We start from the raw sequence: 13085 nt of genomic DNA on the forward strand, positions 1-13085 counted from the left end.
GTCAGCCTCGATGCAGAATCATTTCCAGCACGAACCGGCTGCCGGTATAGGCCAGAATCAGGAAACCAAAACCCGTCAGCGTCCAGCGCAGCGCGACGCGGCCGCGCCAGCCCCAGATGTGGCGGCCCGCCAGCAGCACGCCGAAGGTCAGCCATGACAGCAGGGTGAAGACGGTCTTGTGGTCGAACGGCAGGATCTTGCCCGTCAGCTTCATGGACGCGACCGAACCCGAGCCCACCGCCAGTGTCAGCACGATGAAGCCGATCCAGATGATGCGGAACAGCAGTTGTTCCTGCACCAGCAGCGGCGGCTGTGAGTCGAGCACGCGCCCGACGATGCTGCGCTCGGTGGGGGCGTCCAGGGGGCGGTGCAGGTGGCGGTCCAGCAGGGCCATCATCATGGCGTGCAGGGCGGCAATGGTGATCAGGCCGTAGGCGGCCAGGGCGATCAGCAGGTGGACGCGCAGCCAGCCGTCGTCGGCGTGGGGCACGAATTGCCCCTGGGGAAACAGGGCGGCCAGGCCGCTGGCCGCCGCCGCGGCGGGCAAAAGCAGCAATTGCAGGCCGTCGATGCGCACCAGCAGGCTTTCCAGCCAGAACACGACCATGCCCAGCCAGATGGCCGCGGACAGGGCCAGTGCCCACCCAATGAACAGATGGTGGGCGCCCAACATTGATTGTTGCAACCCGATTCCATGGAGAACCAGGGCTCCCAGCAGGCACAGACGGGCGATTTTGCCTGTCTTTTCCACTTCCCCGGCGCCGGCCAGGCGGATCCAGAGCGACCCCCCGAGCACTGCGTACGCCAAGGCAGCCGCTGTGTGAAATACAATGCCTAGTGACATAGAAACCGTTGTCTGGATGGGGCCTTGGGGTGCATGTCACCCGAAAGCGCAGAATCCGCGCCTGCGGCCACCGTTCAATCAACTAGTTTAAGCGGAAACGCCTCTCATGCTCGATAACCTAACTCAACGCCTATCGCGCGTCGTCAAGACGCTGCGTGGGGAAGCCCGCCTGACCGAGGCCAACACCCAGGAGATGCTGCGCGAAGTGCGCATGGCGCTGCTGGAAGCCGACGTGGCGCTGCCCGTCGTGCGCGAGTTCGTCGCGCGGGTGAAGGAAAAGGCGCTGGGCGAAGAAGTCGCCGCCAGCCTGAGCCCCGGCCAGGCCCTGGTGGGCGTCGTCCACAAGGAACTGACCGCCCTGATGGGCGGCGACCTGGGCGCCGACTCCAACGAACTGTCGCTGGCCGTGCAGCCGCCCGCCGTCATCCTGATGGCAGGCCTGCAGGGCGCCGGCAAGACCACCACCACCGGCAAGCTGGCGCGCTGGCTCTCCGAAGGCCAGCACACGCAGCACGGCCGCAAGACCGGCAAGAAGAAGGTGCTGGTTGTGTCCGCCGACGTCTACCGTCCGGCCGCTATTGACCAGCTGAAGAGCGTGGCGGCGCAGGTGGGCGTGGACTTCCTGCCGTCCGACCCCAGCCAGAAGCCCGAAGACATCGCGCGCGGCGCGATGGACCATGCCCGCCGCCATCACTATGACGTGCTGATCCTGGATACGGCGGGCCGCCTGGGCATCGACGAGGCCATGATGCGCGAGATCCGCGCGCTGCATGACCTGGTCAAGCCGGTGGAAACGCTGTTCGTGGTGGACGCCATGCAGGGCCAGGATGCGGTCAACACCGCGCGCGCCTTCGCGGACGCGCTGCCCCTGACCGGCGTGGTGCTGACCAAGCTGGACGGCGACGCCCGCGGCGGCGCGGCCTTGTCGGTGCGCCACGTCACCGGCAAGCCGCTCAAGTTCGTCGGCGTGTCGGAAAAGCTGGACGGCCTGGAGCCGTTCTACCCCGACCGCATGGCGCAGCGCGTGCTGGGCATGGGCGACATCGTGTCGCTGGTGGAGCAGGCGCAAAAGAACATTGATATCGCCGAAGCGCAGAAGCTTGCCGCGAAGATCAAGTCGGGCAACAAGTTCGACCTGAACGACTTCCGCGACCAGCTCGGCCAGGTGAAGAAGCTGGGCGACATGGGTTCGCTGCTTGAAAAGCTGCCGGCCCAGTTCCAGCAGGCCGCGGGCCAGCTGCAGGGCGGCCAGGCCGAAAAGCAGCTGCGCCGCACCGAAGGCATCCTGAACTCCATGACCGCCGCCGAACGCGCCAAGCCCGAACTGATCAAGGCCTCGCGCAAGCGCCGCATCGCGACCGGTTCCGGCGTGCCGGTGCAAGAGGTCAACCGCCTGCTGGCTCAGTTCGAGCAGATGCAGGGAATGATGAAGCAGATGAAGAAGGGCGGCATGGCGAAGATGATGCGCGCCATGGGCGGCATGAAGGGCATGGGCCGTTTTGGCATGAAATAGAAAGGGGCCCCCACGGTGCGCGCACTGCGTGCGCTTCCTGCCCCCCGAGGGGGCTTTTTTCCCTTGGGGCGGCCCGGCGGGAAAAATGGCCCCCACGGTGCGCGCACTGCGTGCGCTTCCTGCCCCCCGAGGGGGCTTTTTTCCCTTGGGGCGGCCCGGCGGGAAAAAGGACCCCCACGGTGCGCGCACTACGTGCGCTTCCTGCCGAGGAATAACGGGCTCACCTGCCCCGCAAAAAATGGCCAGACATTGCGTCTGGCCAAGTAATCGCGGCTAGCAGGGGGCGCCGTGCCGCGACACAAGCCGGAGAACGCATGGGTGTTCTCCGGGTTGTCTGAATCGGGCGCCGCTTACGACAGCGGCGGAATGCGCAGCACCTGGCCCGGGTAGATCTTGTCGGGGCTGGTCAGCATCGGCTTGTTGGCTTCGAAGATCAGCGTGTTCTTGGCGCCCTGGCCCTTGCCATACTGTGCTTCGGCGATCTTCCACAGGTTGTCGCCTTTCTGTACCGTGTACATCTTGGCTTCGGGCATGGCTTGCTTCACCTTTAGCTGGTTGTCTACCGCGGCCACGCCCACGGTATTGCCCAGCGCCAGCGAAATCTTCTCGGCGTCTTCCGTGCTCAGGGCTTCGCCCGCCACCGTGACCTTGTCGCCGTCAACCGAGATTTGCAGGCCATCCGCGTTCAGGCCGTGCTTATCCAGCTCTTTCTTCAATTCGTCCGCCGTTGCGGCCTTGGCCTCGCTGGCGCCGAAGAGCTTTTCTCCAACGTCTTTGATGAAATTGAGCAGACCCATAGTGTTTCCTTTAACGATGTTGCGGTGAGAAAACGAAGAGCTGTCAGGGCGCGCGGCCCACAAGCATTTTTTTCACGATGCCGGCAATCAGGGTGAGCACGGCGCCACCGACGCCGCCGCCGACCACGCTGCTCGCAATCGCCGAAAGATCCAGTCCCGTATTGCCTGCCGCGACGGCGCCGGCTCCGGCGGTGATCATGGGCGCCAGCCAGGACCCGCCGGCCAGGCCGCCTATGGCGCCCGCGATGGTGTTGCCCAGGGGACCCAGATTGAACTGCTGGAGCATTTTTCCCAAGCCGTTGCCCCCGGCTGCGCCGGCGACAAGCTGGATGAGAAGATTGATGATGACTGCGGTGTTCATGATGCCTCCTCTGCCCCCGATGGGGCGATGTGCAACGCTAGAACAACAACAGGACAACAGTAAGACGCCAGCAGGAACGATTATGACTCGCACATTCGCCGCACGACGAGGGGTTATCGTGTAACAGGTTGCTAGCTTCTTGGCAGACTACGCAACTATGTTGGCCTCTTCGCAGGGCGTTTGTATCCGCGGATTTAAGCCTGCTCGTGCGGGCGGCGGCATGCAAAAAGGGCCGCTGTGTCAGCGGCCCTTTTCTTGCGTTGCGGCGGCGCGCAATCGCGCGGCGAATCCGGGCTTCAGCCCCCGCCCACCGCGACCACGATTTCCACTTGGTCGCCGTCCGACAGCGCGGTTTCCGCATGCTGGCTCTTGGGCACGATTTCGCCGTTGCGTTCCACGGCCACGCGCTTGCCGGCATAGCCCAGCGTTTCAAGCAGTTCGTTCACCGTGGTGTCCAGCGGGAACTCGCGGGCGTCTCCGTTCAGGGTGATGTGCATGGCAGGTCTCCTACTGTTTTGCGTAAGCGTCGGTGGCGGCGATCAGGCGCGCCAGCGTGCCGGGTTCATCAAAGGCGTGGCCGGCGTCGGGCACGAGATGGAATTCCGCTTCGGGCCAGGCGCGATGCAGGTCCCAGGCGGTGCGCGCGGGCGTGCAGACGTCGTAGCGGCCCTGGATGATGGTGCCGGGAATGCCGCGCAGCTTGTGGGCGTCGCGGATCAGCTGGCCCTCTTCCATGAAGCCGGCATTGAAGAAGTAGTGGTTCTCGATGCGCGCAAAGGCCAGCGCGGCGCGGTCGGCGGCGTGGCTCTGCTGATGGCGGGGGCTGGGCAGCAGCGTGATGGTGCTGTCTTCCCATTTGCTCCAGGCCTTGGCGGCGCGCAATTGCTCGGCGGGGTCATTGCCCGTCAGGCGCTTGTGATAGGCCGTGACCAGGTCGCCGCGTTCGTTTTCAGGAATGGGCGCCAGGTAGTCTTCCCAGCGGTCGGGGAACAACCACGACGCGCCTTCCTGGTAGAACCAGTGGATCTCGGCGCGGCGCAGGCCGAAGATGCCGCGCAGCACCAGTGCGCTGGTGTGTGACGGATGCGTTTCCGAGTAGGCCAGCGCCAGGGTCGAACCCCAGGATCCGCCGAACACCAGCCATTGCTCGGCGCCCATGACCTCGGTGCGCAGGCGCTCGATGTCGGCGACCAGATGCCAGGTGGTGTTGTTCTCCAGGCTGGCGTGCGGCTGCGAACGGCCGCAGCCGCGCTGATCGAACAGCAGCACGTTGTAGCGCTGCGGATCGAACAGCTGGCGATGCACGGGCGAACAGCCGCTGCCGGGCCCGCCATGCAGGAAAACGGCGGGCTTGCCCCTCGGGTTGCCGCACATTTCCCAGTAGATCTGGTGACCGTCTCCGGTTTCCAGCATGCCAACGCGGTAGGGTTCGATCGGCGGATAGAGCATCAGGCGACTCGCTTGAAGATCAGGTCCCAGACGCCGTGGCCCAGGCGCAGGCCGCGTGTCTCGAATTTGGTCAGGGGGCGGTAATCGGGACGGGGTGCGTAGCCGTCCGCGGTGTTCTTCAGCAGCGGTTCGCCGCCCAGCACCTCCAGCATCTGCACCGCATAGTCTTCCCAGTCGGTGGCGCAATGGATATAGCCGCCCGGCGCGATGCGGCTGGCCAGCAGCGAAATGAAGGCGGGCTGGATCAGGCGGCGCTTGTGGTGGCGTTTCTTGGGCCACGGATCCGGAAAGTAGATGTGCACGCCCGCCAGCGAGTCGGGGGCGATCATGTCGCGCACCACTTCGACGGCGTCGTGCTGGATGATGCGCAGGTTCTGGATGCTGGAGTCTTCAATGCGGCGCAACAGCGAGCCGACGCCGGCGTTGAAGACTTCCACCCCCAGGAAGTTGTCGTCGGGACGGGCCAGCGCGATCTTCTCGGTGGTCTCGCCCATGCCGAAGCCGATCTCCAGCACCGTCGGCGCCTGCCGGCCAAAGGCGGCGGCCGGATCCAGGCGGCTTGCCGCGTAGGGGATGGACCACTGGCCCATCAGGCGTTCCAGCGCGGCCAGCTGGCCCTGGGTGATATGGCCGCGCCGGTGCACGAAGCTGCGGATGTGCATGGCGCCGGGACTGTTGGGGGCGTGGGCGGTGCTGGCCAGCGCGGCCTGGGTTTCCGGGGAAACGTTGGCGGGCGTGGCGTCGGAGGCGGGCGTTGCGGAAGTGTTCACGGGCGAATTCGCGGGGGTGTTCGCGGGCTTGTTCGTATTCATAGCCGGGATTGTAGTGGCAGGCCCGCCGGCGTGGAGTCGGCCATAGGGACTAAAATAGGGACATATTTATCCCGTCGGGCTCCAGCTATAGTTTCAGCCCGGCCCCCTTGCGCCGTAGACCCTTTTCATGAACCTGGCCCGCATCGACCTCGTCACCCTTGCCCTGTTTGTCTCCGTGGCGCGCCAGGGAAGCATTTCGGCGGGCGCGCGCCAGTCGCATCTGGCGGTGGGCGCGGCCAGCAAGCGCATATCGGACCTGGAAGCCGCGCTGGGCACCCCCTTGCTGTACCGCAACGCGGCCGGGGTGGAGCTGACCGACGCCGGCCAGGCCTGCCTCGTGCATGCGCTGCGCGTGCTGCAGGAAGTGGAGCAGATGACGGGCGCGCTGTCGGACTTTGCGCAAGGCGTGCGCGGACAGCTGCGGATCGCCGCCAATACCTCGTCCCTGACGCAGTTCCTGCCCGAGGACCTGGCCGCCTTCATGGATGCGCACCCCGCGGTGCGCATCGACCTCGAAGAGCAGAACAGCAGCGACATCGTCACGGCGGTGCTGGAGAACCGCGCGGACATCGGTGTGTTCGCCGACCGCACGCCCGCCGATGGCCTGTCCACCTTCCCGTACCGGCTGGACGAACTGGTGCTGATCGTGCCGCAACGCCATCCGCTGGCCGCCGAGCCGCAAGTGGCGTTCGCCGACACGCTGGCGTATGACTACGTCGGCCTGCCGCCCGCGACCTCGCTGGCTACCCGGCTGTCCGAGGAAAGCGGACGGATGGGCCGGGCCATGCGCCTGCGCATCCAGGTGCGCAGCTTTGACGCCATCTGCCGCATGGTGGCGGCCACCCGAGGCGTGGGCATCCTGCCGCGCATCGCCGCCGAGCCACACGCGCGCTCCATGCCCATCCACCTGATTCCGCTGACCGACGAATGGGCGCGCCGCTGGCTGCTGCTGGGCGTGCGCGACGCCGACACCCTGACCGTGGCGGCCCGCCTGCTGCTGGCGCATCTGCGCGGCGAAGGCTGAGCGCGGGTTTGCCCGGGGTTTCTCGTTCCGGGAATGCCCCTTTCCCCGATTGTCCATTCCGCTCGCGGGCGCTTTGCGCGCACACTGCCTTCCATCAATACCGATAGATGCGCCTGGGAGGCGATATGGCAGGGCAGATTCTTGCCGGCATTCGTGTGCTGGAACTGGGGCAACTCATCGCTGGGCCTTTCGCCGCCAAGACCCTGGCGGACTTTGGCGCTCAGGTCATCAAGATCGAGCCGCCGGGCCAGGGCGACCCGCTGCGCAAATGGCGGCTGCTGCACGAGGGAACCTCGGTGTGGTGGGAGGCGCAGTCGCGCAACAAGCAGTCCGTCTGCGTGGACCTGCGCCAGCAGGAAGGCCAGGATATCGTGCGCATGCTGGCGCGCGAGGCCGACGTGCTGATCGAGAACTTCCGCCCCGGCACCCTGGAAAAATGGGGCTTGTCGTGGGAAGCCCTGCATGAACTGAACCCTCGCCTGATCATGCTGCGCATCTCGGGCTACGGCCAGACCGGTCCCAAGGCCCGCGAACCCGGCTTTGCCGCCATCGGCGAAGCCATGGCGGGCCTGCGCTACCTGAACGGCGAACCCGGCCGCGCGCCGGTGCGGGCAGGCCTGTCGCTGGGTGACACCATCGCCGGCCTGCATGGCGCGCTGGGCGTGATGCTGGCCCTGTACCAGCGCGACGCGCGCGGCGGCGTGGGGCAGGTGATCGATACCGCGCTCTACGAAAGCCTTTTCAACCTCAGCGAAAGCCTGCTGCCCGAATACTCGGTATTCGGCGCGGTGCGCGAGCCCGCCGGCGCCTCGCTGCCGGGCATTGCCCCGTCCAACGCCTACCCGTGCCAGGACGGCTACGTGCTTATTGCCGGCAACGGCGACGCCATCTACACCCGCCTCATGGCGCGCATCGGCCGCGACGACCTGGGCCAGGATCCGGCGCTGGCGCACAACGACGGCCGGGCCAGGCGCGTCGCCGAGATCGACGCCGCCATCGGCGCCTGGACACTCGAGCGCCGCATCGACGACGTGCTGGCCGCGATGCTGGAGGCGGGCGTGCCCGCCGGCCGCATCTATTCGGTTGCCGACATCGCCAAGGATCCGCACTACCGCGCCCGCAACGCCATCACATCGGTGCAGTCCGCCGCGGGCGTGCAGGTGGAAATGCCCGCCGTGTTCCCGTATCTGTCGTCCAATCCCGGCGCGGTGCGCGAGCGCGCGCCCACGCTGGGCGAGCACACCGACGCCGTGCTGGCGTCCGCGGGCTTGTCCGAAGAACAACGCGCCGCGCTGCGCGCCAAGGGAGTCATTGCATGAATACCGGTCCCGCCCGCATCGAGATCAACGAGGTCGGCCCCCGCGACGGCCTGCAGATCGAAAAGGCCATGGTGTCCACCGACGACAAGGTCGCCTTCGTGGACGCCTTGTCCGACTGCGGCTTTGCCCGCATCGAAGTCACCAGTTTCACTTCGCCCAAGGCCATTCCCGCGCTGGCCGACGCGGTCGACGTCATGCGCCGCATCCGTCGCCGTCCCGGCGTGGTCTACACCGCATTGGTGCCCAACATCCGCGGGCTGGAGCGCGCGCTTGAAGCCGGCACCGACGAGATGAACCTGGTCATGTCGTGCAGCGAAACGCACAACCGCGCCAACCTGCGCATGACCCGGGACCAGTCCTACGCCGAACTGTCTCAGGTGCTGGCCGCCGCCGCGCGCGCGGGCGCCCCGTGCAACGTGTCGCTGTCCACCGCCTTCGGCTGTCCGTTCGACGGCGACGTGCCTGCCGCCCAGGTCCTGGACCTGGCCGCCAGGCTGGCGGACGCGGGCGCCTCGGGCATCACGCTGTGCGACACCACCGGCATGGCGTTCCCGACACAAGTGGCCGACCTGTGCGCACAGACGGCAGCGCGCCTGCCCGGCACCGCGCTGACCGTGCATCTGCACAATACGCGCGGCATGGCGCTGGCCAACGCCGTCGCGGCATGGCAGACGGGCATCACCCGTTTCGACGCCGCCGCCGGCGGGCTGGGCGGATGTCCTTACGCGCCCGGCGCCAGCGGCAACGTCAACACCGAAGAGCTGGCGCACATGTTCGCCTGCATGGGCGTGGAGTCCGGCGTGTCGCTGGAACCCTTGCTGGCCATCGTGCGGGGCTTGCCCGCGCTGGTGCAGCGCGACCTGTCCAACGCGCTGCTGCAGGCCGGACCCCGCCTGGCCTTGCATGCGCCGCCGGCCTGGCTGGCGGAACGGTTTCCGTCCGCCGCGGCCTGACGCCCTGGATGCTTCAAGACCGGATACGAAGTTCCCGCAGTACCCGCAGTACCCGATGACCACCCACAGATAAAAATACCTAGGAGACAAACCATGGCCCTGTCCTGCCTGCCCACCGTTCTGCGCGCCAGCGTAGCCGCCGCCCTCACCATCGCCGCTGGCGCCGCCAGCGCGCAGGCCGATTTTCCCAACCGTCCCATCACCCTGATCGTGTCCGCCGCGCCGGGCGGCACCACCGACATCGCCGCGCGCCTGATTGCCCAGCCCCTGGGCACGGCGCTGGGCCAGAGCGTCGTGGTCGAAAACAAGCCGGGCGCCTCCGGCGGCATCGCCGCGCAAGCCGTTGCCCGCGCCAAGCCCGATGGCTACACGCTGCTGCTGCAGTACTCGGGCTTCCAGGTCATCACCCCGCACGTCACGCCCGCGGCCGGCTGGGACCCCATCAAGGACTTCTCGCCGGTGGCCAACGTGCTGTCGGCCCCGCAGGTGGTGGTGGTGCGTCCCGACCTGCCCATCAAGTCCCTGAAGGAACTGGTCGCATACGCCAAGGCCAACCCCGGCAAGCTGAACTACGCCTCGTCCGGCAACGGCTCGCTGCAGCAGGTGGCCACCGAGCTCCTGAACCAGATGGCCGGCACGCAGATCACCCACATCCCCTACAAGGGCACCGGCCCCGCGCTGAACGACCTGCTGGGCGGCGCCGTGGACATGACCATCACCACGCCGCCGCCGCTCCTGGGCCAGATCGCCGCCGGCAAGCTGCGCGCGCTGGCCGTCACGGGCAACACCCGCCTGCCGTCGCTGCCCGATGTGCCCACGGCGGCCGAAGCCGGCTACCCCGACCTGATCGTCTCGTCGTGGTTCGCCATGTACGCGCCCAAGGACACGCCGGCGCCCGTGGTCGACAAGATCGCCGGTGAAATCCAGAAGATCATGAAGAGCGACGCCTTCCGCCAGAAGGCCGCGGAGCAGGGCGCCGAAGCCATCTTCATGGGGCCCAAGGAACTGGGCGCCTACACCCAGACCGAGCTGGACCGCTGGGGCAAGGTGGTCAAGGCCGCCAACATCACGGCGAACTGATTTCACTGTTTTCGTGATGGGCCAGGGCGGCGCGAGGCCGCCGCCCTGGCCGGAAAAAGGCGCGCTATAATCGCCGCCTCTGCCCCGGTTTCATGACTGCGGCACGACACCCGAGCGGGTGTAGTTCAATGGTAGAACGGCAGCTTCCCAAGCTTCATACGAGGGTTCGATTCCCTTCACCCGCTCCACCCGAATTTGACAAATAGCTGCAGGGCCAACCGGCCTTGCGGCTTTTTTTTCGCTCCAGAGCACAAGATTCTGCTGACAATGGACTGGCGTAAACCCGGTTTTCGACGGATCAAATGATGGGGCCATACCGCAAGCCTTTGCTGCATAGACCAGCCGATCTGCGTGAGGATGTGCCGGTCTTCCTTATGCCGAAGGAATCGGCCATGAAGCACGACGAACGCTGTGTAACCTACATATGGCTTTCTCGACGGCCATTATTCGGGAGTGCTTATCGGAGCCTGCTTCCTGATTATTTTGATTCGATGCCTCCGGAAAGCGGGGTAATGATCGGGAGCTTTCTTCCAAGTGCCGATATTGTTCCTGGGCTCACTTTTCCGGGTGATATAGATGTCTTGATCATTCCCTATGAGGGGGATGAGTTGGTGCTATCCAGTGCGCTGGCCGTTGAGATCAAGATCATCCGTGCCTCGTTTGCAAAGCCGGGGAAATCCCCAAACGAATTTGGTTTTTCACAGGCAAAGGCCTTACTGGGGGCGGGCTTTCCGTATGTGGCAGTTGGTCATTTGATTGTTTCCGATGGAAGTCCGCGGCATGCGTGGCGTGAGGTCATTGTGACCAAACTGCTGGACGCCGATGAAGGCACTTGTGGCCCCATTGAGGCCGTTCTGCACGATATGCTGCCGTGGGATTTGCTGAGCCGATCGTACGGGCGCTTGGAAAGAAACTGCTCCGACCCTTTGCTGGGGCTTTTTTCCGCCTATGCGGAAGGACATGGCGTTTGGTTTCCCAGCGCCAGGAATGCTTCCTTGAACCCTTGCATGAGCAAATCGGTGATGGATGGAATCTATGCCTATTATCAAAAGAACTATCGTCAGTTCTTCTTGACGCGGCGTTTTCCTCCTTCGGCTCCGGGTGTTGCTTTCGGGGAGGGGGAACCAGCGTATATGCGACACCTGGAGAATGTGGTGGAAAAAATGCGTCGAGACTTTCGGTAATCCGTCGGAGATGCGCCACGCGTTAGCGAGGAAGTGGATCCGAGTCGAAGCTTGGAAAACAGGAGGGGCGCCTGCGCTACCGCCCTAGCTGCGCAGCCGTTGCATCCATCTGTTCATGTTCGAAAGCTGCCGCGAAGTCGTCCAGTTCGCTGGTGCGCAGTCCAATCTCTCTTCCAAGAGCGACCTGTCGCCAGTCCGCCACTGCTGTGTAGACCTCGGCCAAGATGGCGATGGCTTGTTCCTGGTCCAATGCGAAGTAAGACGCGCGCGCTAGCAACATATGCACGTCGGTGATCGGTCCGTCTTCCTCGGACAGCCAGGTCTTGGATTCCCGTTCCTTGTCTGGAAACGGATTGATGTCGAAGGCGGGTGCAAGGCGCCACAGACCGTGCTCCACGTGCAGAAAACCATGGTTCTGCAGGTGATCATCCACGTTGGTAATCAACAGGTTGAACACGATGCGGCGCCACAACTGACGCAAGTCCTGAGTGGGTGCATGGCCGTAGGAGCGGATGGCGTCCGCAATTTCCGTGTAGCTGCGGTCCTCTTCGCGTGAGGCCTGCAACAGCGATGCCGCTGATTGGTAGGGAATGCGGCCATCGTCGCCATCACGATCAAATCGTCGGATGACGGCCACTGGTATTTTGGCCAGGGAGACAATGCGCGCAGGAGCGGCATTGATGCCCGCCAGTTGTGCCAGCTTTAACGCCAGAACCTCACCGCGCGTGACGCTTCGCGTGTCGTTCACACTTGGGAATTTGCCGATCGCAAGCCTGCCGTCTTCGTCCACTATGGTGCATTTGGGACGCATGCCACCGAGCGATGTGCCCTTGCCCTGCAAGTAGCGCAGGTCTTCGGCCGTTTCTTGTCCACGCTCGACGGCGCGGCTGGCAAGGTAAATGTGTTCCAGCTCGATTAACGGTGGGGTAGTGCGTCGCCCTTCCGGCACCGTTCTATGCCAGGCTCCGTCCGGATCGCGCAGGCGTAATGCACCAACGCGGCTGAAGTCATCGACTGCCAGTAGATAGTCCAACTCAGTCAGGGGCGGCAGTTTCGGATCGGTGCGGCGGCGCTTGGCATGGTCGCGAGCGATGACGCGGCGGCCCCAGGCATCGGGAGTGGTGTCGGCGATTGCACCGTGGAATACAGAGTCATGCGGCGAGGCAGCCTTGTGTGGCTGGTGACCGGGCATCAGTTGCAGGTCGGCCGATACGTTGAATCGTTCGGGACTGGTCAACCAAGTCTCGTCATAGGCAAAGGCGCAGTTCTGGCGGCGGCCTTGCTGTGCGTACACGAGCGAGCCGAGCGGCAGGCCCGCCTTGCCGATGCAGACTTGGACTTGTTGGCGGGTCGGTGGGGCGATCGCCATCACAATGCTCCCGAAGAGTTGCCGGGCTTGCTGCGCACGCGCTTGGGCAAGTGTTCATCCATCAGCGTCAGTCCAATCTCGTCGTTCGGCGTGTCCAGCAGGTGCTCAAGTGCCTGAATTTCTCCAAAGACGTGCAGCGCGCGGGCAAAGAAGTGGATGGGCACTTTGACATCACCTTTCTCCATTCGGCGCACCGTAGACAGAGACGCGCCCATGCGCTCGGCAAGCGAGGTCTGGGTGATGTGGCGTCGCCTGCGCGCCAGGGAAATGTCGTTGCCGAGCTTGCGAATCGCACGCTCTACGGGAGAGGGAAGAGGAGATTCCATAATTAAAGCTCCCTTGAGAGCTTTAATTGTAGATATACGTTCTCAAGAGAGCAA

Annotated in this window: 14 protein-coding genes and 1 tRNA gene; 7 read left to right on the plus strand and 8 right to left on the minus strand. The window is 64.9% G+C overall.

Annotated elements, in window-relative coordinates:
- Window position 1 precedes the first annotated feature (1 nt).
- Complete coding sequence (locus HLG70_RS24780; RefSeq protein ID WP_171662949.1) at window positions 2-844, minus strand: cytochrome C assembly family protein; 843 nt, start codon at window positions 842-844, stop codon at window positions 2-4.
- A gap of 106 nt (window positions 845-950) precedes the next feature.
- On the opposite strand from HLG70_RS24780, the gene ffh reads away from it, so the two are divergent.
- Complete coding sequence (ffh, locus tag HLG70_RS24785) at window positions 951-2357, plus strand: signal recognition particle protein (RefSeq protein ID WP_171662948.1); 1407 nt, start codon at window positions 951-953, stop codon at window positions 2355-2357.
- 350 nt (window positions 2358-2707) lie between these two features.
- Here ffh and lysM read toward each other — a convergent pair whose 3' ends face one another.
- The 5 genes from lysM to trmB all read right to left on the minus strand — a co-directional run bounded on the left by lysM (window position 2708) and on the right by trmB (window position 5776).
- The gene (gene lysM / locus HLG70_RS24790) at window positions 2708-3154 is read right to left on the minus strand and encodes a peptidoglycan-binding protein LysM (protein ID WP_171662947.1); all 447 of its coding nucleotides are present in this window, start codon (window positions 3152-3154) and stop codon (window positions 2708-2710) included.
- Between the two features lie 43 nt (window positions 3155-3197).
- Window positions 3198-3515 carry a hypothetical protein gene (locus HLG70_RS24795; RefSeq protein ID WP_171662946.1) on the minus strand — a complete coding sequence of 106 codons (318 nt, stop codon included), beginning with the start codon at window positions 3513-3515 and terminating at the stop codon, window positions 3198-3200.
- 296 nt (window positions 3516-3811) lie between these two features.
- Complete coding sequence (gene thiS, locus HLG70_RS24800) at window positions 3812-4012, minus strand: sulfur carrier protein ThiS (protein WP_171662945.1); 201 nt, start codon at window positions 4010-4012, stop codon at window positions 3812-3814.
- A gap of 10 nt (window positions 4013-4022) precedes the next feature.
- Entirely contained in the window at window positions 4023-4964 is a 942-nt protein-coding gene (gene pip, locus HLG70_RS24805) for a prolyl aminopeptidase (RefSeq protein WP_171662944.1), read from the minus strand.
- A complete protein-coding gene (gene trmB / locus HLG70_RS24810; protein ID WP_171662943.1) occupies window positions 4964-5776 on the minus strand; it encodes a tRNA (guanosine(46)-N7)-methyltransferase TrmB in 813 nt (270 codons plus the stop codon). The genes pip and trmB overlap by 1 nt, the downstream gene beginning before the upstream one ends.
- Before the next feature lie 127 nt (window positions 5777-5903).
- On the opposite strand from trmB, the gene HLG70_RS24815 reads away from it, so the two are divergent.
- From HLG70_RS24815 to HLG70_RS24840, 6 genes are all read left to right on the plus strand, one after another.
- Window positions 5904-6800 carry a LysR substrate-binding domain-containing protein gene (locus tag HLG70_RS24815; protein WP_171662942.1) on the plus strand — a complete coding sequence of 299 codons (897 nt, stop codon included), beginning with the start codon at window positions 5904-5906 and terminating at the stop codon, window positions 6798-6800.
- A 125-nt stretch (window positions 6801-6925) separates the two neighbouring features.
- Complete coding sequence (locus HLG70_RS24820) at window positions 6926-8119, plus strand: CaiB/BaiF CoA transferase family protein (RefSeq protein ID WP_171662941.1); 1194 nt, start codon at window positions 6926-6928, stop codon at window positions 8117-8119.
- Entirely contained in the window at window positions 8116-9072 is a 957-nt protein-coding gene (locus tag HLG70_RS24825) for a hydroxymethylglutaryl-CoA lyase (protein WP_171662940.1), read from the plus strand. Before HLG70_RS24820 ends, HLG70_RS24825 begins: the two co-directional genes overlap by 4 nt.
- Window positions 9073-9165: 93 nt before the next feature.
- On the plus strand, window positions 9166-10152 hold the full coding sequence (locus tag HLG70_RS24830; protein WP_171662939.1) for a Bug family tripartite tricarboxylate transporter substrate binding protein: 987 nt from the start codon (window positions 9166-9168) through the stop codon (window positions 10150-10152).
- Window positions 10153-10266: 114 nt separating this feature from the next.
- Window positions 10267-10340, plus strand: a tRNA-Gly gene (locus HLG70_RS24835).
- A gap of 204 nt (window positions 10341-10544) precedes the next feature.
- On the plus strand, window positions 10545-11336 hold the full coding sequence (locus HLG70_RS24840; protein WP_171662938.1) for a hypothetical protein: 792 nt from the start codon (window positions 10545-10547) through the stop codon (window positions 11334-11336).
- 76 nt (window positions 11337-11412) lie between these two features.
- Here the strand turns inward: HLG70_RS24840 and HLG70_RS24845 are convergent, their stop codons facing one another.
- Window positions 11413-12705, minus strand: a complete 1293-nt coding sequence (locus tag HLG70_RS24845; RefSeq protein ID WP_171662937.1) for a type II toxin-antitoxin system HipA family toxin — start codon at window positions 12703-12705, stop codon at window positions 11413-11415.
- Window positions 12705-13031 carry a helix-turn-helix domain-containing protein gene (locus HLG70_RS24850; RefSeq protein ID WP_171662936.1) on the minus strand — a complete coding sequence of 109 codons (327 nt, stop codon included), beginning with the start codon at window positions 13029-13031 and terminating at the stop codon, window positions 12705-12707. Before HLG70_RS24850 ends, HLG70_RS24845 begins: the two co-directional genes overlap by 1 nt.
- Window positions 13032-13085 lie beyond the last annotated feature (54 nt).

Source organism: Achromobacter deleyi, assembly GCF_013116765.2.
Taxonomy (GTDB): Bacteria; Pseudomonadota; Gammaproteobacteria; order Burkholderiales; family Burkholderiaceae_B; genus Achromobacter; species Achromobacter deleyi_A.